Origin of the sequence: Sulfuricurvum sp. (genome assembly GCF_028710345.1) — a bacterium.
In the GTDB taxonomy this organism is placed as follows: Bacteria; Campylobacterota; Campylobacteria; order Campylobacterales; family Sulfurimonadaceae; genus Sulfuricurvum.
Genome location: NZ_JAQTUH010000007.1, coordinates 1 through 19,873, shown reverse-complemented (window position 1 = coordinate 19,873; position 19,873 = coordinate 1). Strand labels below are relative to the sequence as shown.

The 19,873-nt window shown below is 40.4% G+C and carries 22 protein-coding genes; 13 read left to right on the top strand and 9 right to left on the bottom strand.

The window, feature by feature from the left end; genetic code table 11:
* Positions 1-12 precede the first annotated feature (12 nt).
* Entirely contained in the window at positions 13-891 is an 879-nt protein-coding gene (locus tag PHC76_RS09940) for a cation diffusion facilitator family transporter (protein WP_299974154.1), read from the top strand.
* On the opposite strand, the gene PHC76_RS09935 is transcribed toward PHC76_RS09940, so the two are convergent.
* From PHC76_RS09935 to PHC76_RS09925, 3 genes are all read right to left on the bottom strand, one after another.
* On the bottom strand, positions 888-1,346 hold the full coding sequence (locus PHC76_RS09935; protein WP_299974151.1) for a CZB domain-containing protein: 459 nt from the start codon (positions 1,344-1,346) through the stop codon (positions 888-890). The genes PHC76_RS09940 and PHC76_RS09935 overlap by 4 nt on opposite strands.
* A 104-nt stretch (positions 1,347-1,450) precedes the next feature.
* Positions 1,451-3,022 (bottom strand): ribonuclease Y, encoded by a 1,572-nt coding sequence (gene rny / locus PHC76_RS09930; protein WP_299974148.1) that lies wholly within the window; start codon positions 3,020-3,022, stop codon positions 1,451-1,453.
* Complete coding sequence (locus tag PHC76_RS09925) at positions 2,952-3,572, bottom strand: 5-formyltetrahydrofolate cyclo-ligase (RefSeq protein ID WP_299974145.1); 621 nt, start codon at positions 3,570-3,572, stop codon at positions 2,952-2,954. Before PHC76_RS09925 ends, rny begins: the two co-directional genes overlap by 71 nt.
* A gap of 57 nt (positions 3,573-3,629) precedes the next feature.
* Here PHC76_RS09925 and PHC76_RS09920 point away from each other — a divergent pair, with 57 nt between their 5' ends.
* The 8 genes from PHC76_RS09920 to PHC76_RS09885 all read left to right on the top strand — a co-directional run bounded on the left by PHC76_RS09920 (position 3,630) and on the right by PHC76_RS09885 (position 11,180).
* Positions 3,630-4,181 carry a TlpA disulfide reductase family protein gene (locus tag PHC76_RS09920; protein WP_299974142.1) on the top strand — a complete coding sequence of 184 codons (552 nt, stop codon included), beginning with the start codon at positions 3,630-3,632 and terminating at the stop codon, positions 4,179-4,181.
* A 2-nt stretch (positions 4,182-4,183) separates the two neighbouring features.
* Positions 4,184-5,071, top strand: a complete 888-nt coding sequence (ftsY, locus tag PHC76_RS09915) for a signal recognition particle-docking protein FtsY (protein ID WP_300210011.1) — start codon at positions 4,184-4,186, stop codon at positions 5,069-5,071.
* Between the two features lie 227 nt (positions 5,072-5,298).
* Positions 5,299-5,760 (top strand): hypothetical protein, encoded by a 462-nt coding sequence (locus PHC76_RS09910; RefSeq protein ID WP_299974722.1) that lies wholly within the window; start codon positions 5,299-5,301, stop codon positions 5,758-5,760.
* 9 nt (positions 5,761-5,769) lie between these two features.
* A complete protein-coding gene (locus PHC76_RS09905; protein WP_299974719.1) occupies positions 5,770-6,669 on the top strand; it encodes a M48 family metalloprotease in 900 nt (299 codons plus the stop codon).
* A 1-nt stretch (position 6,670) separates the two neighbouring features.
* Positions 6,671-8,758, top strand: a complete 2,088-nt coding sequence (locus PHC76_RS09900; RefSeq protein ID WP_299974716.1) for an adenylate/guanylate cyclase domain-containing protein — start codon at positions 6,671-6,673, stop codon at positions 8,756-8,758.
* A gap of 87 nt (positions 8,759-8,845) precedes the next feature.
* A complete protein-coding gene (gene radA / locus PHC76_RS09895) occupies positions 8,846-10,198 on the top strand; it encodes a DNA repair protein RadA (protein ID WP_299974714.1) in 1,353 nt (450 codons plus the stop codon).
* Between the two features lie 44 nt (positions 10,199-10,242).
* On the top strand, positions 10,243-10,515 hold the full coding sequence (locus PHC76_RS09890; protein WP_299974711.1) for a hypothetical protein: 273 nt from the start codon (positions 10,243-10,245) through the stop codon (positions 10,513-10,515).
* A complete protein-coding gene (locus tag PHC76_RS09885) occupies positions 10,506-11,180 on the top strand; it encodes a carbonic anhydrase (RefSeq protein ID WP_299974708.1) in 675 nt (224 codons plus the stop codon). Before PHC76_RS09890 ends, PHC76_RS09885 begins: the two co-directional genes overlap by 10 nt.
* On the opposite strand, the gene PHC76_RS09880 is transcribed toward PHC76_RS09885, so the two are convergent.
* A complete protein-coding gene (locus PHC76_RS09880) occupies positions 11,181-11,975 on the bottom strand; it encodes an ABC transporter permease (RefSeq protein ID WP_299974705.1) in 795 nt (264 codons plus the stop codon).
* A 105-nt stretch (positions 11,976-12,080) separates the two neighbouring features.
* On the opposite strand from PHC76_RS09880, the gene fliL reads away from it, so the two are divergent.
* From fliL to PHC76_RS09865, 3 genes are read left to right on the top strand one after another with little or no spacing between them, the layout of a single operon-like run.
* Positions 12,081-12,668, top strand: a complete 588-nt coding sequence (gene fliL / locus PHC76_RS09875; protein WP_299974702.1) for a flagellar basal body-associated protein FliL — start codon at positions 12,081-12,083, stop codon at positions 12,666-12,668.
* A 6-nt stretch (positions 12,669-12,674) separates the two neighbouring features.
* The gene (acpS, locus tag PHC76_RS09870; protein ID WP_299974699.1) at positions 12,675-13,034 is read left to right on the top strand and encodes a holo-ACP synthase; all 360 of its coding nucleotides are present in this window, start codon (positions 12,675-12,677) and stop codon (positions 13,032-13,034) included.
* A gap of 37 nt (positions 13,035-13,071) precedes the next feature.
* The gene (locus tag PHC76_RS09865; RefSeq protein WP_299974696.1) at positions 13,072-13,611 is read left to right on the top strand and encodes an alkylphosphonate utilization protein; all 540 of its coding nucleotides are present in this window, start codon (positions 13,072-13,074) and stop codon (positions 13,609-13,611) included.
* Between the two features lie 134 nt (positions 13,612-13,745).
* On the opposite strand, the gene thiS is transcribed toward PHC76_RS09865, so the two are convergent.
* From thiS to PHC76_RS09840, 5 genes are all read right to left on the bottom strand, one after another.
* The gene (thiS, locus tag PHC76_RS09860) at positions 13,746-13,946 is read right to left on the bottom strand and encodes a sulfur carrier protein ThiS (protein ID WP_299974693.1); all 201 of its coding nucleotides are present in this window, start codon (positions 13,944-13,946) and stop codon (positions 13,746-13,748) included.
* Positions 13,947-13,954: 8 nt separating this feature from the next.
* Positions 13,955-14,464, bottom strand: coding sequence for an ankyrin repeat domain-containing protein (locus PHC76_RS09855; RefSeq protein WP_299974690.1), 510 nt, complete (start codon positions 14,462-14,464; stop codon positions 13,955-13,957).
* Positions 14,465-14,467: 3 nt separating this feature from the next.
* A complete protein-coding gene (locus PHC76_RS09850; protein ID WP_299974687.1) occupies positions 14,468-15,460 on the bottom strand; it encodes an SAM-dependent methyltransferase in 993 nt (330 codons plus the stop codon).
* Positions 15,461-15,554: 94 nt separating this feature from the next.
* A complete protein-coding gene (locus PHC76_RS09845) occupies positions 15,555-16,730 on the bottom strand; it encodes an aspartate aminotransferase family protein (protein WP_299974684.1) in 1,176 nt (391 codons plus the stop codon).
* Positions 16,727-18,505 (bottom strand): molybdopterin-dependent oxidoreductase, encoded by a 1,779-nt coding sequence (locus PHC76_RS09840; RefSeq protein WP_299974681.1) that lies wholly within the window; start codon positions 18,503-18,505, stop codon positions 16,727-16,729. Before PHC76_RS09840 ends, PHC76_RS09845 begins: the two co-directional genes overlap by 4 nt.
* Before the next feature lie 65 nt (positions 18,506-18,570).
* On the opposite strand from PHC76_RS09840, the gene PHC76_RS09835 reads away from it, so the two are divergent.
* Positions 18,571-19,533 (top strand): chemotaxis protein, encoded by a 963-nt coding sequence (locus PHC76_RS09835; RefSeq protein ID WP_299974678.1) that lies wholly within the window; start codon positions 18,571-18,573, stop codon positions 19,531-19,533.
* The last annotated feature ends 340 nt before the right edge of the window (positions 19,534-19,873 follow it).

The following is a 19,873-nucleotide window of genomic DNA, read 5'->3' as shown; positions in this document are numbered from 1 at the left end:
TAAAATCCCCTCATGCGTATTGAAAAACAAGCAACCCTCATCTCCAGCTCCGTGGCACTCATCCTCGTTGCCTTCAAACTAACCGTTGGTATTATCAGCGGTTCTGTCGCCGTACTCGCCTCTGCTGTCGATTCATTACTCGATATGGTTGTCTCGGCATTTAACTATTTTGCTCTTCATAATTCAGACAAAGCACCTGATGAGCAATTTAACTTTGGTCGCCGTAAGCTCGAACCGCTAGCAGCGGTTATCGAGGGGACGATCATCTCACTTTCTGCCCTCTTTATCCTCTATGAAGCCATCTCAAAAATGGTACAACATGAGCCGATACAACATTTGGATATCTCTATTTGGGTGATGGTAGGTTCGATCATTATCACAGCAGGATTAGTAACTTTTTTATCTGTTGTTGCGAAAAAAACAGGAAACATGGTTATAAAAGCGGATGCACTCCATTACAAAACCGATCTTTTGAGTAATGGTGCCGTTTTAGTCTCTTTAGTCTTGATTACATTAACCGATTACACAATTATTGACCCTATCCTCGGAATAGGGATTAGTGCCTACATGATCTATTCGGCTTTTCCTCTAATCAAAGACGGTATTATGATGCTCCTTGATGCAGCACTTCCACCCGAAGATGTTGCAAAAATAACAGCAATTTTAGAAGATGAGAGCGGTCTTACCTCGTATCATGATCTCCTGACCCGTCATTCGGGTTCCCATATTTATATCAGCGTTCATGCCGTTTTTAGTATCAGCACATCGTTGTTCGATGCTCATCAAGTCGGAGATAAGATTGAACTGGCTTTCAAAAACTGTTTTCCTGAGAGCACGGTTCATCCTCTGATCCATCTCGACCCCTACGATGATTCAGAGATGGAACATTAAGCAAGTTTTACAAAGGTATTCTCTTGGAGGGCAAATAAGCGTCTCTCGAGTCTATCAATCCCTTCAACAAGTCTTTCCGATACCGCTTTGAGTTGATGATAATATTCTTCTGCAACCTCTTGATTAACTGCACTTATTTTTTTACGAGTACCAAACAATTTTGAAAAAAGCGAACGGTCATCATCGCTAAAATAGATTTTAAAAATTTTCATGTAAATATCGTGCAATTCGTAATGCAATTTTTCAATCTCTTTAAGACAATCCATATTTGGTATCATCCCAAGAGCCTGACCTTCACCATAAAACCACAAACCAAATTTACATTCTGTACACCCTACTGGGACTTGCTCTTTCTCAATCGGTAAACCTTCAATAAGGGCATGCGCACGCTGTACCCATGTTATGTGGGCTTTTTTTGCATTACGCAAATGGACTAAAGTCTCTTCTTTGTTCATACTATTTCTCTCTTCATGCTTTAAGATTATTCTTGATTAGTCTATAATGATACCATTTTCATATCACATCATTATTATATTTTTAAATAAATTGCATAAAATTATTATCTCGCATACTCGACGCTACGGCTTTCACGAATTACATTAACTTTAATCTCTCCGGGAAATTGCACTTTTTGGGCTATCTCATCCGCAATTTCCCGTGCCAATAAAGCACTCTCATCATCATTAATAGTTTGAGCATTAACGATTACACGTACTTCGCGTCCCGCATTGATAGCATACGCTTGTTTTACCCCATATTTTTGGGTTGCAATCTCTTCGATTTCACTAACACGACGGACAAAGTTTTCCAACACTTCACGTCGTGCTCCCGGACGTGCGGCAGAGAGAGCATCTGCAGCGCAGACACATGCACACTCGATACTTTTAATCTCTTCTTGGGCATGATGGGCAAAAATAGCATTGATGACAACAGGATCTTCACCCAATCGTCGACACACTTCTGCTCCCAAGTCGACATGATTACTTCCATTACCCTCTTGAGTCAGTGACTTACCGATATCGTGCAACAATCCGGCACGCTTAGCTAGGCGGATATCTCCCCCCATCTCAGCTGCCATCAACCCTGCTAAATGAGCAACTTCAAGAGTGTGTGCCAGTGCATTTTGTCCATAACTGGCGCGATAACGCAAACGTCCGACGAGTCTTAAGAGTTCAGGATGCATCATCCCTAATCCTAGATCAAAGACTATCTCTTCCCCTTCACGCAAAATTGCCTCTTCAAACTCATCACTCACTTTTTGATACACCTCTTCGATGCGTGAGGGTTGGATACGTCCGTCTTCTACTAACAATTGAATCGTTTTTGTCGCAATAGCACGTCGATAAAGATTAAAAGAGCTGACGATAATCGTGTTTGGGGTCTCATCGATAATAATATCAACCCCCGTAATCATCTCAATCGCTTTAATATTACGTCCCTCTTTACCAATAATGCGCCCTTTGAGTTCATCACTCTCCAAATGGATTACACTAATCAACCGCTCAGAGGCAAATTCTCCCGCAAAACGGGATGTTGCTATCGCTAAAATACGATCACTTTTACGTTTCAATTGTTCTTTACTCTGATCTTCTAATTCGCGGGTTAATCGACCTAATTCACTGCGAAAACGCTCTCTTACTTCATCCATTAACAATGCTTTTGCGTCATTGAGTGATAATCCTGAGCGCTCTTCCAGCAATCCACTAATTTGACCCATTTTAGCAAGGTACTCTTCTTTTAATTTCTCTAATGCTTGTTCATTACGGCTGAGATTGAGTTTTCCGTTTTCGAGGGTATTACGTGCATGATCGATCGATGCCGTCTCACTGGTTCGAAAAGATTCAAAATCACTTTTCATTTGGTGCAACGCCGATTCTTGAGCACTCAAATCCGATTTTGCACGATTATATGCCTCTTCGTATTTACGTACCGCCTCTTTTTCGATAGACTCGGATCTCTCAACCGCTCTGGATAAAAGAATATGTGCTTCCGATTCTATTGCATTCGCTTTTGCTTTTGCTGTCGTTTCATAATGATCGAATTGTGAAAAAGAAATTTTTCTAGCAATTAAAAATCCGACGACTACACCTACCATGGCGAAACTGCCACTGACGAGTAGTTCTTCTAACATTACTATCCTTTAAACTACGAATCCCCTCGGGAGTGATTAAAATATCACCGCGCACATCATAATCATCACACAATAATTTTGGTGTATAACAGTAGTGCGACTGTACAAAAATGGTTAACGGCTTCGCCTTAAGTGTGGGGAAAAAACGATCATACATACCCTTGCCGAATCCTATTCGAGCACCGGATCCATCCACACCCACGACGGGAACTATAGCTATATCAATTAATTTTATATTTAAACACGAATTCCGTGGCTCATAAATCCCAAAAGCTTTATGTTCCAACGGCAATCTCAATGGTACCATTTTGAAACTGATGTCATCCATAAACGGTAAATATATTGTTTTTTTCGCTCTAAGGGCAAAGATTGTACGACGGATATCGGCTTCAAATCCAAATGGCCAATAAAATAGGATACGTTTCCCCTTATGATGACGAAGTATATTCATAAGATGGTGATTAACACGAAAATCTCGATATTTTTTTGTATGGGGAGAGAGAGATTTGTGCCGTTTTAAACACTCACTTCTAAAATCGCTTTTGGTCACTTTTTACCTTTGCTTCGTTATAATCACCCTAATTTTATCGAATTAAAGGTTTTTTATATGCGTCTAGCTGTACTTCTTTTTGTCCCATTAGTAACCATATCTTTTTTTTTAACCGGATGCGGAGAAAAATCCAGTGAAGAGTCGATGGTATCTACCGCTAATTTTAATCTTCTCGATACTGAAGGCAAATCATATAACGTCGAAAAACGGGGAACAAATTTTACTCTCGATGCAGGAGAAGACAAAGTGGTTTTGTTTGATATCTTTGCTACTTGGTGTCCACCGTGTCGTGCTGAAGTGAAACATCTTGGAAATTTACAAAAAAAATACGGTGATAATCTTATCATTATGGGAATCACTATTGAAGATGATGTGAGCAACGATGAACTCGAAAAATTCAAACAAAAATACGGTGGAGAATATCGTATCTCAAACAAAGCACAAAACCAAGATCTCTCTCGTGCCATCGCCTCTACTATAGGTGTTGGACAACAGTTTCCGATTCCGTTGATGGTAATGTATAAAAACGGACAATACGTTACCCATTATGAAGGTGCAACACCCGAAGAGATGATTGATAGCGATATTGCTCAAGCGTTAGGAAAATAATTATGTTTAGTTTTATCAAAAAAGGTCTTCAAAAAACAGTCGAAGCAATCAATACCCTAATCCCTGAAAAAAAAGCGACGATTAGTAAAAGTGATTTAGAAAATATTCTCCTTGAATCCGATATCGAATACGATCTCGTTGAAATCATTTTACGTGAGCTTTATAATGAAAATATTACTCGCGACCAGCTCCGTTCCAAGCTCCTTGCGACATTGAGTTTTGCCCAAAACACCCTTCCACAAAATCCCGACAAACCGACGGTAAGCCTCATTATAGGGGTAAACGGTGCAGGAAAAACGACGACCATTGCAAAACTGGCACAACATCACCTCAATAACGGGGAGCGTGTGATCCTCGGTGCTGCCGATACATTTAGAGCAGCCGCTATCGAGCAGCTCACCCGTTGGGCAGATAAACTCGAAATCCCTATCGTCTCCTCTCGTCAAGGACACGATCCTAGCGCCGTTGCCTACGATACTATCGAATCGGCTAAAGCACGCGGGTTTGAGCAAGTTATTATCGATACCGCAGGACGATTGCACACCCAAACCAATCTCGGGAATGAACTTAAAAAAATCGTCCGTATCTGTGATAAAGCCCATAGTGGAGCACCTCATCATAAAATTTTGATTTTAGACGGGACGCAAGGATCATCGGCTATTTCTCAAGCCAAAGCATTTAACGAGATGGTGGGAGTTGATGGAATCATCATCACCAAACTCGACGGCACTGCCAAAGGGGGTTCTGTATTTTCTATCGCTTACGCACTACAACTCCCTATCCTCTATATCGGTGTTGGAGAACAGCCCGAACATCTAATTCCATTTAATAAATACGAATTTGTCGATGGAATTTTGGACGCTATTTTTGGGGAAGAAAAAAATTCATAATTTTTTATAATCACTACTGTAAAGGGAATCTTCCCTTTATATAAACATCCTTCAATAACATAAATTTTACTAATTTTTAAAACATATATATATATATACATATATATATATATATATCAAAAATTCACAATATTGCATCACTTTAAATTTAAAATAAATCAAATATAATGATTTTATGTAAAATGTTGGTATTATAAAAAGAATAATCTGCCATTATAGGAGAAAATGTGAAAATGAGATTTAAAAGTGTTATTTTCTTCACCATACTGTGCTCAACTTTAGTAAATGCTGAGACGATGAACGTTCAGATTAAAGCTGCCGCACTCAAAAGCACCCCCTCTTTTTTAGGAAAAACACTCCAATCGTTACATTATGGTGAATCGGTAACATCGATTCAAAAAAATGGGGAATGGGTTGAAGTAAAAGCTACGTCCAAAAAAGGGTGGCTCCATTCATCTGCATTGACCACTAAGGAAATAGTACTTTCAGACCTATCTGACAATGCTCCCCAAAATGTTTCTAGTAATGAAGTTATTATGGCTGGCAAAGGCTTTAACGCTCAAGTTGAATCACAATATCGAGATAAAAATCCAAAACTCCATTTTGATTTAGTCGATGCGATGGAAAAGTATCAAATTTCATCTGATACACAACAACAATTTGTCAAAAATGGCAAGTTGGCAGAGTAAAGGGAAAAAATGAAACTATTTATTATGCTATTTATTGCACTGTTTTTTGGTGGCTGTGTCCAAGATATGGATAAGATGTTAACACCGGCGGCATTGGATAATTATATGTCATTAACAGGTGTCTCACACGAAAAGCGAGAATCGATCTCAAAACTTAGTAATACGTTAGTTAAATCAATGGAAGATATCACTCCCGAACAAGAATATTACATCGGACGAACCGTTTCTGCAACAATTTTAAGTCGTTATAAGCCTTATTCCAATAGTAAAGCACAGAGTTATGTCAATCAAATCGGTTATCAATTATCATTCCATTCAGAGTTGCCACATACTTATGGAGGTTACCATTTTCAAATTTTAGATTCTGATGAAATTAACGCCTTTGCGGCACCGGGAGGTTTTATTTTCTTAACACGGGGTATTTTGCAATGCGCTGGAAGTGAAGATGCCGTTGCCGCAATTATCGCACATGAACTTGCTCACATCACAAACCGTCACGGACTGCAAACGATTAAAAGCAGTCGATGGAGTGAAATGGGTTCAGTACTCACTATCGAAGCATCAAAACATTACTCCAATAAAAATATTGCAAAACTCGTTACAACTTTTGAAGGGAGTATCAGTGATATCGTCAACACTATGATTGTCAATGGATATTCACGAGAATATGAGATGCAAGCTGATAAAACTGCACTCGCTATCCTTGAAAAATCTGGGTATAACCCCTCTTCTATGAGTGAAATGCTCCATTTAATGGAACAAAAAATAAAACCGGGACAAACGGGCTTTGCTTCAACTCATCCATCTCCATCAGATCGCCTAAAAGCGATTGAAGAAGCAAATCCCCTCAAAATTGAAATACCGATAATCCGAAATAACCGTTTTCAAACAAATTTAGCAAAAATTTAAAATGAAAAACCCAATTATTCACTCTACTGCTTTGGCGGTAGTTATTGTGCTTATTGTATTTTTTGCTCAATTTACCCATACTCTTGATGGTTTTGAGAATGGTTTGTGGGATCTTCGAGTTACCTATTTAAGCAAACCAACGAAACACGATCCATCGATTAAACTTATACTTATAGATCAAAGTTCGCTCGATTGGGCTGAGAATAACAATAATCTCTCATGGCCATGGCCTAGAGAAATGTACTCCGCTATCGTTGATCATTGTAAAAAAGGGGGAGCGAAAGCCATACTATTTGATATGCTTTTCTCTGAACCCTCTTTTTACGGTAAACAAGATGACCAACGTTTTGCCAGTTCATTAATAGATAACAATAGCGTAGGGGCAGTGATTCTGAGTTCAACCCAAGGAGAGAGTATTCAATGGCCAAAAGAACTTCTAAAACCAATCTACCAGCCAATCATGATCGATACAATATCTCATACCCATGCCTCCTTTCCAACCGAGCCAATTGGATCGGCTTTTAATACACTTGGCTCGGTTGTATCAATACCCGATAGTGATGGTATCACTCGAAAAACAACTTTAGTTCAATCATTTGACGGATTCAATGTCCCCTCTTTATCTCTTAGTGGATATTTAATCTCTCATCCCTCGTCAACCTACCACTATTTTGAAAAACAATTTTGCCTCAATCATCAATGTACCCCTTTGACCTCTGAATATAAAGCAATTATTAACTATCATGGTCCATCTCAAACTTATAAAACTTTTAATGCCGCATCCGTTATAGCATCCAAAATTTTAGAAGATGAGGGAAAAAAGGGGATGATACCCTCTACTACATTTAAAAATAGCTACGTCATTATCGGTGTTAGCGCACCCGGTCTTATGGATTTAAAAAGTACCCCTTTACAAAATGTCTATCCCGGAGCAGAAATTCATGCAACGATATTAGACAATCTACTGCACAACGATTTTGTATCCGAAGCACCCTCAAGTATCACCTATATTGCACTATTTGTTATCATCTTTGCTATCTTATTTGGTGTACGCTACCATGCTTCATTATTGATAGGATCACTCTATCCGATTATTGCACTAACTTTAGTAATTATCACTAGCATCATCACCTATTACTTTACTATTTGGTTCCACCTTGCTGTTTTTATTGTTGGAATTACCCTCGCTTGGCTTAGTGCATTTGGGATTAAATATTTTCATGAAGGTGCTCAAAAACGTTTTATTAAAAATGCTTTTTCCCGTTATATTAGCCCACAAGTAATCGATTCTTTAATTAAACATCCAGAAAATTTAAAACTGGGAGGAAGACGGGAAACATTATCCATTCTCTTTTCCGATATAGAAGGGTTCACGACCATATCAACCCATATGGAACCGGAAATATTAGCCCGTTTTTTGAATGAATATTTAGGTTTAATGAGTGATATTATCATGGATCTTGGAGGGACTATCGATAAATATGAGGGGGACGCAATCATTGCTTTTTGGAACGCACCGCTCCCACAAAACGATCACGCGATACTCGCGGTAGAAGCTGCTCTTCAGTGTCAAAAACGTTTACACGAGTATAATCCTCATTTTGTCGAACGCTATGGTTATGCCATCAAAACCCGATTCGGTATCCACACCGGTGAAGTAATTATCGGTAATTTAGGGACAGAAAAACGGTTTGATTATACCTTTATCGGTGATGCGGGAAATCTAGCTTCTCGATTAGAATCAGCCAATAAACAATTTTCTACCTACATTATGATTTCAGAAGATACCAAATTATTACTCAGTGACCGTTATGTTTGCAGAGAATTAGGTCTTATCGGCGTTGTAGGTCGTAGCCTTCCTGTTCGTGTATATGAACCGTGGTCATCATTATCCGATAGCAATTTTTTTCTCCCCTATCATGAAGCACTCACACTTTTATACACCGGAGATTTGAATAAAGCTGAAGAGCAATTTCAACATTTAGCATCCTTAGATTTCGTTAGTAAATCGTATCTCTCCATCATTCAAAAAATTCGTTCCGAAAAAATGTCTTTTAAAAATGGAGTTCTTTATCTGGATGAAAAATAGATATATATGTCACCTTGCCATTTTTTAACGTACTATTGTATTCTCTGCTACAATTATGCATCCAATTTTTACGAAATGAACTAATATATGGCAAAGAAAAAATCAACCTTATTTGAGTGTCAACACTGCGGATTTACCACCCCTAAATGGATGGGAAAATGTACCAACTGCGGTGGATGGGATAGCTTTATCGAGCTGAATGAACAACAACAAGAAATCGTCAAACTTACCACCTCTTCCTCCCCACTAGCTGGTGCAAAAGCCAAAGAGATTACTCAAATTGTCGAAGAGCACACTGAGCGATTTAGCAGTGATGATGCCGAACTCGATATGGTGCTCGGTGGTGGGGTAGTTCCCGGTTCATTAGTCCTCATCGGAGGAAGTCCTGGGGTTGGAAAATCGACCCTGTTACTCAAAATCGGTTCCAACCTCGCACGCCAAAACCGTAATGTCCTCTATGTATCGGGTGAAGAGAGCGAAGGGCAGATTAAACTCCGTGCCAATCGTCTAGGAGCCAATGTCGATAATCTCTTTCTCCTCGCCGAAATACGACTGGAACAGGTTCTCAGTGAGCTCCATGAACGCTCTTATGAGTGTATTATCATCGACTCTATCCAAACGCTCTATTCTGAAACCATTGCCTCAGCACCCGGATCGGTAACACAGGTACGCCAAATCACCTTTGATTTGATGCGGATTGCCAAAGAGCGTCGTATTGCTATCTTTATCATCGGGCACATCACCAAAGAGGGTTCCATTGCAGGACCTCGCGTGTTGGAGCATATGGTGGATGTTGTCCTCTATTTTGAGGGGGACAGCGGACATGAACTCCGAATACTCCGAGGATTTAAAAATCGTTTTGGTCCAACCAGTGAGATCGGAGTATTTGAGATGCGCCACGATGGTTTGGTATCGGCAAAAGATCTCTCCTCGCGCTTTTTTAACCGTACCAAATCCCAAAGCGGTTCTGCCCTCACCGTTATCATGGAGGGGACTCGCCCCATTGTTTTAGAGGTACAAGCACTGGTCAGCGATACCCATGCCCCTAATCCGAAACGTCAGGCAACAGGGTTCGAGAACAACCGTCTCAATATGCTTCTCGCATTATTGGAGCGAAAACTCGAAATTCCTCTCAATAGTTATGATGTTTTCATCAACATCACTGGAGGGATAAAAATCACCGAGACTTCTGCCGATTTAGCAATTTTAGCCGCTATCATCAGCAGTTTTCGCAACCGTGCCATCTCTAAAGAGACGGTATTTATCGGCGAAGTTTCCCTCGTGGGTGATATTCGTGAGGTGTATCAGCTCGATCAACGACTAAAAGAGGCAGCCTCTCAACAGATTACCAAAGCATTAATCCCGAAAAAGCCTCTCGAAAAAACTTCCATAAAATGTTACGAAATTGATGAAGTGAGTAAATTATTGGAGTGGTTTTAACCTAAATTTTCGTATAATAACCCATTACAAACGAAGGATATTTAATGCCAGTATGTTCTATTATTGCCGACCACAAATCAGAAGAGCTCTACACTAAACTTTCACTCGCCTATTCAACCGAGGAAGAGCACCAATTAATTGAAAAAGCGATTGAAGAATGTACACCGTTATGTTCGATTACCCCTAATATTTACGGTGGAGCCGTGACTGAAGGGAAAAGGATGATTACGATTGAATACCATGACGATTGTGACCGTGAAGGTGGAAAAGTGTATGAAGCGATTATTAAACAATTAGGGATTGAAGAGTGTCACTAAACGCCGCCGATCAAAGTGTCCAACGTCTCAAAGAGTTTGCGGAGGGGAATGAAACCTTTCAACAAACCTACTTTAAAAAAAATGAAGCGCATCTTTTAAGCCTTGTGAAAGAGGGACAAAATCCTCGTACATTATTTATCGGATGTTCGGATTCTCGTGTTATTCCCGATCTCATCATCCAATCCGATCCAGGTGATTTATTTGTCGTTCGAAATATCGGAAACTTTGTTGCCCCCTATAAACCGGATGAAGATTTTCACTCCACCGCAGCAGCTATAGAATACGCGGTCAGTGTACTTGAAGTCTCTGAAATTATTATATGCGGGCATTCCCATTGCGGTGCAATCGCAGCTCTTTATAAAAGTTCTTGTCAAACTTCGATGGTGCATACTGCCAAATGGCTTACACTAGGAGAAAAAGCTAAGACCATGGCGATGATAACACTTGGGAACGACGCACCCAAAGAGGAGTTACTTCGTGCAACGGAACAACTTTCCATCGTTACTCAAATCGAAAATCTCCTTACCTACCCATACGTCAAAAAATTGGCAGAAGAGGAGAAGCTATTTATCCACGGTTGGTACTACGATATAGAAACCGGTGCAATAGATTATTATGATCCTGAAACCTACCAGTTTCGTCCCCTCAGCGAGCTAGGGGATTAATTACCAATCTAGATACAAAAAGAGTGACGAAATAAAGTAGTTTGCAATAAAAATAGCAACTGCCGAATAGACAACTGCGTAAATCGTCGATTCTCCAACACCGCGTGCTCCACCCGTGGTGTGATATCCGATATAGCTTCCTATAGCACTAACAATCCATCCAAAAACGAATGCTTTAATGACACCCGCCATAATATCGTTAAACTCACCCAATCGCATCACGGTATCTTGATAGACGACCCCATTAATACCCAGTGCACCTGTAGAGATTAAATACGCTGATGAGATCGCAACAAAGTCAAACCAAATAACGAGTAACGGTAAAGAAATAACAGTAGCAATAATACGAGGAACCAAAAGATATTCTTTTGAATCGACCCCTAAAATATCGATTGCATCGATTTGTTCACTCACTTTCATCGTCCCAAGTTCTGCGGCCATAGCACTGATAGAGCGTGAAATAAGCATTAACGAGGCAAATACAGGTCCCAACTCTTTTGAGATAGAGAGAAAAATCGTGTAACCGATAAAACTTTCAATCCCAAACTGATGAAATCCGCTATAGAGCTGAATCGCTTCAACCATCCCTGTAAACAGTGCGGTTAACGTAACAACACCAACACACCCCAACCCAATAATATCTATTTGTGTTAATAATATTTTAGGACGTTTAAATACTCTAGGATAGAGACGTATTAATCTCATTTGAAAGAGTATAAAAAGTCCAAAACGCTCAATCCCCTCAAATAGATTTAAAAAAGGGCGACCAACAAATCCAAAAATTGATTCAATCATAAACCTATCCCTACTTTAATCTCACAAGTTTACTCAAATCAACCAAAATTTCAAAGGTTTCGAGGTACAATAAAGGAAATATTTTGTTTTAGATAGGAGCAACGGATGGCTAATAAAGAAAAAGAGCACGAAGAAGAGGCAGCCACAGAGGGTGGAGAGAAGAAAAAATCGGGAAAACTGCTCCTGATTATTATCATTGTTGTTTTATTTTTAATTATCGTCATAGGTGGTGTAATCGCTTTTATGATGATGGGAAATCATGAAGCAGAGGGAGAATCGGCTAAAACAACAAAGGAAGCTCCAGCGCATGAAGGTGAAGAGAAAAAAGCTACCGAGGGTGAAAGTAAATCCACGGGAAATAGCGGTGGGCTTGATACCCCATCTACGGAAGTTGGGATTATGTTTCCACTTGAGCTCTTTACTGTTAATCTCCTCTCTGAGAGTGGACGACGATACCTCAAAGTTGAGATGAATCTTGAGCTCGAAGGGGAAGAATTAGCCGTTGAATTAGAGAAGAAAAAACCGGTTTTACGGGATGTCATTATCCGTATCCTCTCCTCTAAATCACTCGAAGAGATTTCTACTGTCAAAGGGAAAGAGTCATTGAAAGAGCAAATCGTATCGGAACTCAATCAACGTACCAAAGACGGTAAAATCAAAAACGTCTATTTCGTCGATTTCGTTGTTCAATAACGGCGTATGATCGGCATCGACCTTATCAAAATTGATCGGATGAAACGTCTCATCGAGCGTTTCGGCGATCATGCCCTCTCAAAATTTTTATCCGATAATGAAATAGCACTTATAAAAAATCCACGCACCGCTGCTGGTTTTTGGGCTGCCAAAGAGGCATGTTCCAAAGCATTGGGATGCGGTATTGGACATGAATGCGGGTTTCACGATATAATTCTATCAAAGTCATCCAAAGGCGCCCCAATAATCACCTTAACACCAAAGGTACAAGACGCTTTTAAGATCACTCATACCTCCGTATCCATTACCCACGATGGCGATTATGCTATTGCTGTCGTTGCTTTAGAAACATCTTCTAAAATTTAACAACACGGAACATAACTTATAACCTAAAAGGAAAACTATGCGCGATACTACCCAATGTGAACTCTGCGGTTCAACAGAAAATTTAGAACTGCTCAATATCGGAGATGGAAGTAGCGATCAATCGCTCACACTGTGTGAAACCTGCCGTACTCAAATTGCCAATCCCGATAATCTCGATGCCAACCACTGGCGCGTTCTTAACGATACTATGTGGAGTGAAATCCCTGCTGTTCAGGTAATGTCGTACCGATTGCTTCACGCACTCGGTTCACAAGATTTACTCGATATGATGTACCTCGAAGAAGATGTCAAAACATGGGCTGATAAAGGATTGCTAAAATCCAATGACGATGGAGATAGTGCCGTTGTTCACCGTGATAGTAACGGGACAATTTTAGCTGAGGGTGACACAGTGACCCTTATCAAAGATTTAGACGTTAAAGGGGCAGGTTTTACCGCAAAACGTGGAACGATTGTTAAAAACATCCACCTCACCGATGATGCTAAATTCATCGAAGGTAAAATTAACGGTACTCAAATCGTCTTGGTTGCGGAGTATATGAAAAAGAGTAATTGAGTTCTCTAATTAAACTTCTTATGGACTGCCACGGTTTTTTCAAAACCTCGCAGTGACGGTGGTTTGTCATTGCGAGCAAAGCGAAGCAATCCAGTTTTTAAATACATACAAAACACCTCTTTAGACAATGTAGGTCACCCACCCCCAACAAAATCGAGTAGTTCGATAACGTCTCCCTCTTTGAGGGGAGTACTAGCCCATCCATCTTGCTTTACTATTTCCATATTTAGAGCAGATGCCATCACCCTCTCTTCTACCCCTAATGAACGTATCAAATCAAGCATCGATGAGTTCTCTGCTATCTCTCTAAGCTCTCCATTTACTTTTATCTTCATTCTCTCTCCTACATTGACATTTTTATCAGTTGTGCTATTTGTAAATTTTTCTTGGCAATCGCGAAATCATACGGTGTTGCACCGTCGTTGTTTTTTACATTGGGGTTTGCTCTAGCTTTGAGTAAAAAATCGACCACTTTTTCATTACCGCTAAATGCCGCTTGGTGCAGTGGGGTTATCCCATCATTATTGGCGAGATTGACATCAGCTCCTGCTAATACGACAAACGTACTTAACTCTAAATTTTTCTTTTTAATCGCCAAAATCAGTGGAGTATTACCGTTTAAATCTTGAAAATTTATATCCGCACCGTGTTTGAGTAGATATTTAGCCATTGTTGTATCATCGAGCTTGATTGCCACATGAAGCGCGCTCAAGCCTGCTTGATTTGCCTCATCAACTTTCACACCCGAGAATATAATTTTTTCGACTTTTTTAATATCTCCCTCATAAACAGCCTCATGTAAAGTACCGCCGTACAAAGAGCAAGCGACCATCAGTGCTATCAGATATCTCATCATTTATCCTTGGGTAAAGCGTATCATTTTAAATCGCTCCCCCATAAGCGATGGGGTGATGAGGATTTTTACTTTTTCGAGCTCTTGGGTATAGATTTCATCGGTGACGTTCTCTTTTAAGATAGCCAATAAATCCAAAATTCCCATCTCTATGAGTGCCACCAGTTGTGTTGCATACTGCACCATTACTAACCCTTGAGACTCAAATGCCTCTTTGACATGAGCAAAATTAACATCATAGGTGATATCGGTTTTTCCATACGCATGTTGGAGGTTTAGTTCCTCATCAAAAAGGGGATACACTTTATGATCTTGGTAAACGCGGATTGAAAAATCGCTCCGTGCCTCCATCTCACCGTAATCGAAACTCATAAACTCAAATTTTGAGACACTTTGAGCCATTGAGCGGGCGAACGATTCGTATCCTATCGCGATTTCCCCACGATCTTTTTTATATTTATGAGCATGTTCGATTACTTCAGCTGAATCTCTATCAAAAACAATCTTTCCATTGTTATCTATGCGAGCAATCTTCCCCTGATAGAGGAGTTCGCACGCGAACGCATCAAAAATCTCATTGGCGATAAAAAAGGCTGAAGAGGCACGAATCTCACTCACATCACAGTAATGCTCCAAACAGATAACATCTCCAAAAGAGTCCTCAAAATAGTTTTTTTGTTGCTGTTGCAGAGTCTCAAATCGCTCCACAATCCCAAAGCGAAGAGTAATTATAAGCTTTGGACGAAGGGTGTGTAAAAACTCGATAATATCGGCGAGCAAATAACCGTGATGAGCACCAATCTCACAAATCAGTGAATCAGGAGATAAAAACCCCTCATCGATACGCTCAATGATATGTTTTGCTATCGTCCCCCCAAAAAATTTGGAAGTACTCACCGCCGTATAAAAGTCCCCGCTCTTACCGATAGGGCGATAGGATGCGTAATATCCATCGGCTCCGTAGAGCCAATCGTTCATATAGTTGCTAAATAGCATTAAAAACCTCTCCTCGTCATCCTCGGGCTTGACCCGGGGATCCATCCCCAATATTAAAATAGCTGGATTCCCGCCTTCGCGGGAATGACGTAAATTATAAATCTTTCATAGCAACTTTGAGACGTTCAAATCCCTCATCAATGTCCGCTTTGGTAATCGTCAGTGGCGGGAGGAAGCGGAGGGTATTGCGCCCTGCTTTGAGGACAATAATACCCGCTTCACGTGCGCTATTGATAATTTTTCCGAGTGTCTCCGCATCGCATACACGCAAACCGCGCATCAATCCAAATCCGACATGTGCCAAAAAGATGGCTGGATGTTTTTGGGCAAACTGCTCCAGTGCATTCTCAAAATAGATCAACGTCTCATCGAGCGCACCACTGCTTTTTAACTCTTCGAGAATATCGAGCACCTCGTTTGCTGCAGCAGTGGAGAGATAGTTCCCCCCAAACGTCGAACCGTGATCTCCTGGGGCAAAAATATCGAGACGATTGGTCATTACAACACCGATAGGAACACCGCCGCCAAGCCCTTTTGCGAGGGTAATCACATCCGGCTCAATACCATACAAATTCGAAGCTAAAAACTCACCCGTGCGATAAATACCCGTTTGTACTTCATCCACCATGAGCAAAATATTACGTGATTTTAACAACGTTGCTAATGCTTGTACTTTGGCACGATCGAGTGGTTGAACACCCCCCTCCCCTTGCACCAGTTCAATCATTACCGCCACCGTATGCTCATCGAGAAGCGACTCTATCTCATCGATATTTTTCGCATAGACAAATCCATCAGGGAACGGTCCGAAATAGTTGTGCATCGACTCTTGCCCTGTTGCTTTGAGGGCTGTAATGGTACGTCCATGAAAGGAGTGTTCTAGGGTAATGATTTTATAACGTTTCGCTTCACCATCCACCTCTCCGTATTTGCGAGCAATTTTAATCGCCCCTTCGTTTGCTTCGGCACCGCTGTTACCAAAAAAACATTTCATCGTGTATCCGCTCAGCTCTACAATCTTTTTAGCTGCCAAGGCTTGCGGTTCGATATGATAAAGATTCGATACATGCGTGATTTTAGAAATTTGATCACAAATCGCTTTATTTAAACGCTCATTACCATGCCCCACACTGCACACCGCGATGCCAGCAGCAAAATCGATATACTCTTTCCCCTCACTGTCAATCAAATGGGCATTTTTACCCTCTACAAAAGAGACGGGTTGGCGACCATATGTCGGAAGTACATACTGTTCAAAATTAGTTGTCATATTTTTTCTACCTTTATTTTATATTCTTGATAAACTGCATTTTCACCCTCGTAACTCATAAGTGAGGGAGTTAAAACATTCACATCAGGTGTCCCTGAATAGATAAGGGCACAATCTCGCCTTAGACGCTCATCATGATGCACCCTCATCCTGCATTCACCTACTTTGGAAGAGACTCTAACATCTTCATCGCTTAGAAATCCACACTCTGGATGCAAGTATATCCCCTCCATCCGTTTAAATTGTGAATTTAACGATTTAGATGATTTAGAAGTGATAAGAAAATACCCCTCTTCACTGCTCAACCCTAAATCAATCTCGTCTATAAATTCGAACTCACCCGAGTCTGTTTTAAAACCATCATTATAGGGGATTTTTGGTCTATTTCTCTTCATCTCTACACCATCGACCATTTCCATTTGGCGGTGCAATAGTTCCAAACACTCCTCTTCACTCGGGATGAGGAGATTAAATTTATCACACAACCTCCTCGCAAGAGCATATTCACTAATCCCACATGTCGCTTCGCGCAATTTTCCCATTTTTTGCAGAGTAAAATCCCCATACGAGGCACGAACATCCTCTTTTTCGAGAAAGGTTTGCGCAGGAAGAATCAAATCACACGCACGAGATGTCTCATTCTCATAGAGTCCGAAATAGACTTTAAATGGACATTTGCTTAACTCTTCGCCCACTTTTACGGAGTTGGGCATTTGACCCAATGGGTTTCCCCCTTGGATAAAAACCGTAGAATAGTTTGAAAAATTAACCGTAGGCTTCGGTATTGTTTTCGCTATAGAACGAAAAGGGAGTTCCAACGATTCCAACGATGAGCCTAAAAAGCTTACACCGCACCCCTCTTTGCCAAATAATCCTAACAAAGCCCCAAAAGCGTCAATAGCACGTAATACGTCAGAGCCATTTTGATATTTTTGGACACCTACACCTACTAATATAACAGTTTTTTTCCCCTGAACCATCTCTAAAAGTGAGCCGATTTGCCCCAAAGTAACATCAATCGAGTCCAAAGTTGCCTTGATCCGAACCGTTTGGGTTAGCTCATAAAACTCTTCATACCCACTACCGTATTGCTCTAAAAACTCTTTGTCTTGAAACCCCTCAATAATACAAAATCGAGATAACAACAATGCCAAATGTAAATCACAATGCGGTTTGATTTGGATATACAAATCAGCATTTTTTACTAAAGCTGTTTGAACCGGATCAATGACAATGATTTTTTTACCCTTCAAAAACGGCAAAAGGTGCGAATGGGTTGCATGAAGATTTCTCCCCCACACAATCACTACATCTGCCTTAGCAACCATCTCAGGAGAGAGAGGGTAATTTACCCCACGACCAAGAAGTACTCCCGCTTCACCGGCTCCATCGCACAACGATCCACGCGTCCCGACAGCCCCCATCGATCCAAAAAAATGGTCCATGGAACGTTGCATCAATCCCATATTTCCACTCCCTCGATAAAAAAGAGTTTGTGTAGGTTCAATACGTGAAAGTCTCTCTTCTAAAATCTCTAACGCTTTTTCCATAGAGATCTCTTCACCCAAAAATCGAGGTTGTGTTATCCGTTTTGTATCGTCAAAATGGTTGAGGTTTGGGCACAAATACCCTTGAGTAACACTATGTGTTTTATCCCCCCTTAGAGCTCCGTTTTCATCGATGATAATCCGACACGCATCATAACAATCGAGTGGACAAACGGTACACATCTCCATTAAAGCCTCTTCTAAACGATATTTTCGTATTCTACCCATGGAAGGCTTACATTTTTAGTAAAAAAAAGCTATGATTAATACAAGAAAAACTCAAGAGGATCAAGATGTCTCTTTTAGAACACGTAGATGGCGCTACAAATCTGGCAAAAAACAATGAAGTACAACTATTAATATTTAAAGTAGATGCAGCTGAAACATCTCCTTACTACGCTATTAATGTCTTTAAAACACGAGAAGTAGTTGAAGCAAAACACCATCAGCTAACACTAATACCATCAGCTCATCCTTTATTAGAGGGGACGATTGTTTTGCGTGGATTACAAATCCCTATCCTCAATCTCCCACGATGGCTAGGTGCAGAACTTGATAAAGAGAAGAAAAAAGCCTCTAATATCTTGATTTGTGATTTCAACGGGATTATTATCGGTATTCGCATTATGTTTGCTTATCGTGTTATAAAGAAAAACTGGAATGAGCTGCATGCACCCGATAGCTATCGACTCGGTGATGATGGTCTTGTGATGAATGATACAAGACTTGATGATGGAAGTCTATGCTTGGTTCTTGACTATGAGAAGTTGCTTGCTGACGTCATACCTCAAGCAATGGTAAATATTGATATGTCTATGAGTAATCTCCAAAATATCGTGATCCCGGAAAAACTCAAAAAAGGGACTGTCCTTATCGCGGAAGATTCAAAAACCGCACAACACCATTTACGTCAAATTTTTGCCAATGCAAAACTCTCTTATCAAATTTTCAACAACGGTAAAGAGCTTATGGATTTTGTCAAAGCTCATCCAGATCCTTCTTCTATTCCAGCTATTATTACTGATATAGAGATGCCTGAAATGTCTGGATTTACAGTAGTTCGTCAGCTAAAAGCCAACCCATTGACAAAAGCGATTCCCGTTATTGTAAACAGTTCCATGACAGGAGATAATAATAAACGGGAAGCTGCGGGATTAGGAGCAGATGGTTTTATCGATAAAACTAAAAGTGAAAATATTATCCCATTGATTATCAGTAAAATGGAACTTGCACGACAACTTTTATTGGAGAGTTAAATGTAATTATCCTCATTCCGTGTATGACACGGAATCCATCCCTCGTCATTCCCGCGAGGCTTTTAGGGTCATGTATTCAATCTTCACTTTTTATTACACCGCAAATCAACCCTGCTGATAGATTTAGATGCTTCCTCGTTCCCAACGTCCACGTTGGGAATGCATACTGATATCTGAAACCTTTCCTCGTTCCCAACGTCCACGTTGGGAATGCATACTGATATCTGAAACCTTTTTTTGTTCACCACATTCGTTCAACATCGATAAGCCCCTCCTTACCTTCATAGTTTCGTGCACTGCTATAACGCCAATGTGCCGCTTCATCCACATAGCCCCGTTT

Coding starts and splice junctions, on each gene's coding strand:
- PHC76_RS09940 (WP_299974154.1), top strand. CDS start 13: ATGCGTATTGAAAAACAAGCAACCCTCATCTCCAGCTCCGTGGCACTC.
- PHC76_RS09935 (WP_299974151.1), bottom strand. CDS start 1,346: ATGAACAAAGAAGAGACTTTAGTCCATTTGCGTAATGCAAAAAAAGCC.
- rny (WP_299974148.1), bottom strand. CDS start 3,022: ATGTTAGAAGAACTACTCGTCAGTGGCAGTTTCGCCATGGTAGGTGTA.
- PHC76_RS09920 (WP_299974142.1), top strand. CDS start 3,630: ATGCGTCTAGCTGTACTTCTTTTTGTCCCATTAGTAACCATATCTTTT.
- ftsY (WP_300210011.1), top strand. CDS start 4,184: ATGTTTAGTTTTATCAAAAAAGGTCTTCAAAAAACAGTCGAAGCAATC.
- PHC76_RS09905 (WP_299974719.1), top strand. CDS start 5,770: ATGAAACTATTTATTATGCTATTTATTGCACTGTTTTTTGGTGGCTGT.
- PHC76_RS09900 (WP_299974716.1), top strand. CDS start 6,671: ATGAAAAACCCAATTATTCACTCTACTGCTTTGGCGGTAGTTATTGTG.
- radA (WP_299974714.1), top strand. CDS start 8,846: ATGGCAAAGAAAAAATCAACCTTATTTGAGTGTCAACACTGCGGATTT.
- PHC76_RS09890 (WP_299974711.1), top strand. CDS start 10,243: ATGCCAGTATGTTCTATTATTGCCGACCACAAATCAGAAGAGCTCTAC.
- PHC76_RS09880 (WP_299974705.1), bottom strand. CDS start 11,975: ATGATTGAATCAATTTTTGGATTTGTTGGTCGCCCTTTTTTAAATCTA.
- fliL (WP_299974702.1), top strand. CDS start 12,081: ATGGCTAATAAAGAAAAAGAGCACGAAGAAGAGGCAGCCACAGAGGGT.
- acpS (WP_299974699.1), top strand. CDS start 12,675: ATGATCGGCATCGACCTTATCAAAATTGATCGGATGAAACGTCTCATC.
- PHC76_RS09865 (WP_299974696.1), top strand. CDS start 13,072: ATGCGCGATACTACCCAATGTGAACTCTGCGGTTCAACAGAAAATTTA.
- thiS (WP_299974693.1), bottom strand. CDS start 13,946: ATGAAGATAAAAGTAAATGGAGAGCTTAGAGAGATAGCAGAGAACTCA.
- PHC76_RS09855 (WP_299974690.1), bottom strand. CDS start 14,464: ATGAGATATCTGATAGCACTGATGGTCGCTTGCTCTTTGTACGGCGGT.
- PHC76_RS09850 (WP_299974687.1), bottom strand. CDS start 15,460: ATGCTATTTAGCAACTATATGAACGATTGGCTCTACGGAGCCGATGGA.
- PHC76_RS09845 (WP_299974684.1), bottom strand. CDS start 16,730: ATGACAACTAATTTTGAACAGTATGTACTTCCGACATATGGTCGCCAA.
- PHC76_RS09840 (WP_299974681.1), bottom strand. CDS start 18,505: ATGGGTAGAATACGAAAATATCGTTTAGAAGAGGCTTTAATGGAGATG.
- PHC76_RS09835 (WP_299974678.1), top strand. CDS start 18,571: ATGTCTCTTTTAGAACACGTAGATGGCGCTACAAATCTGGCAAAAAAC.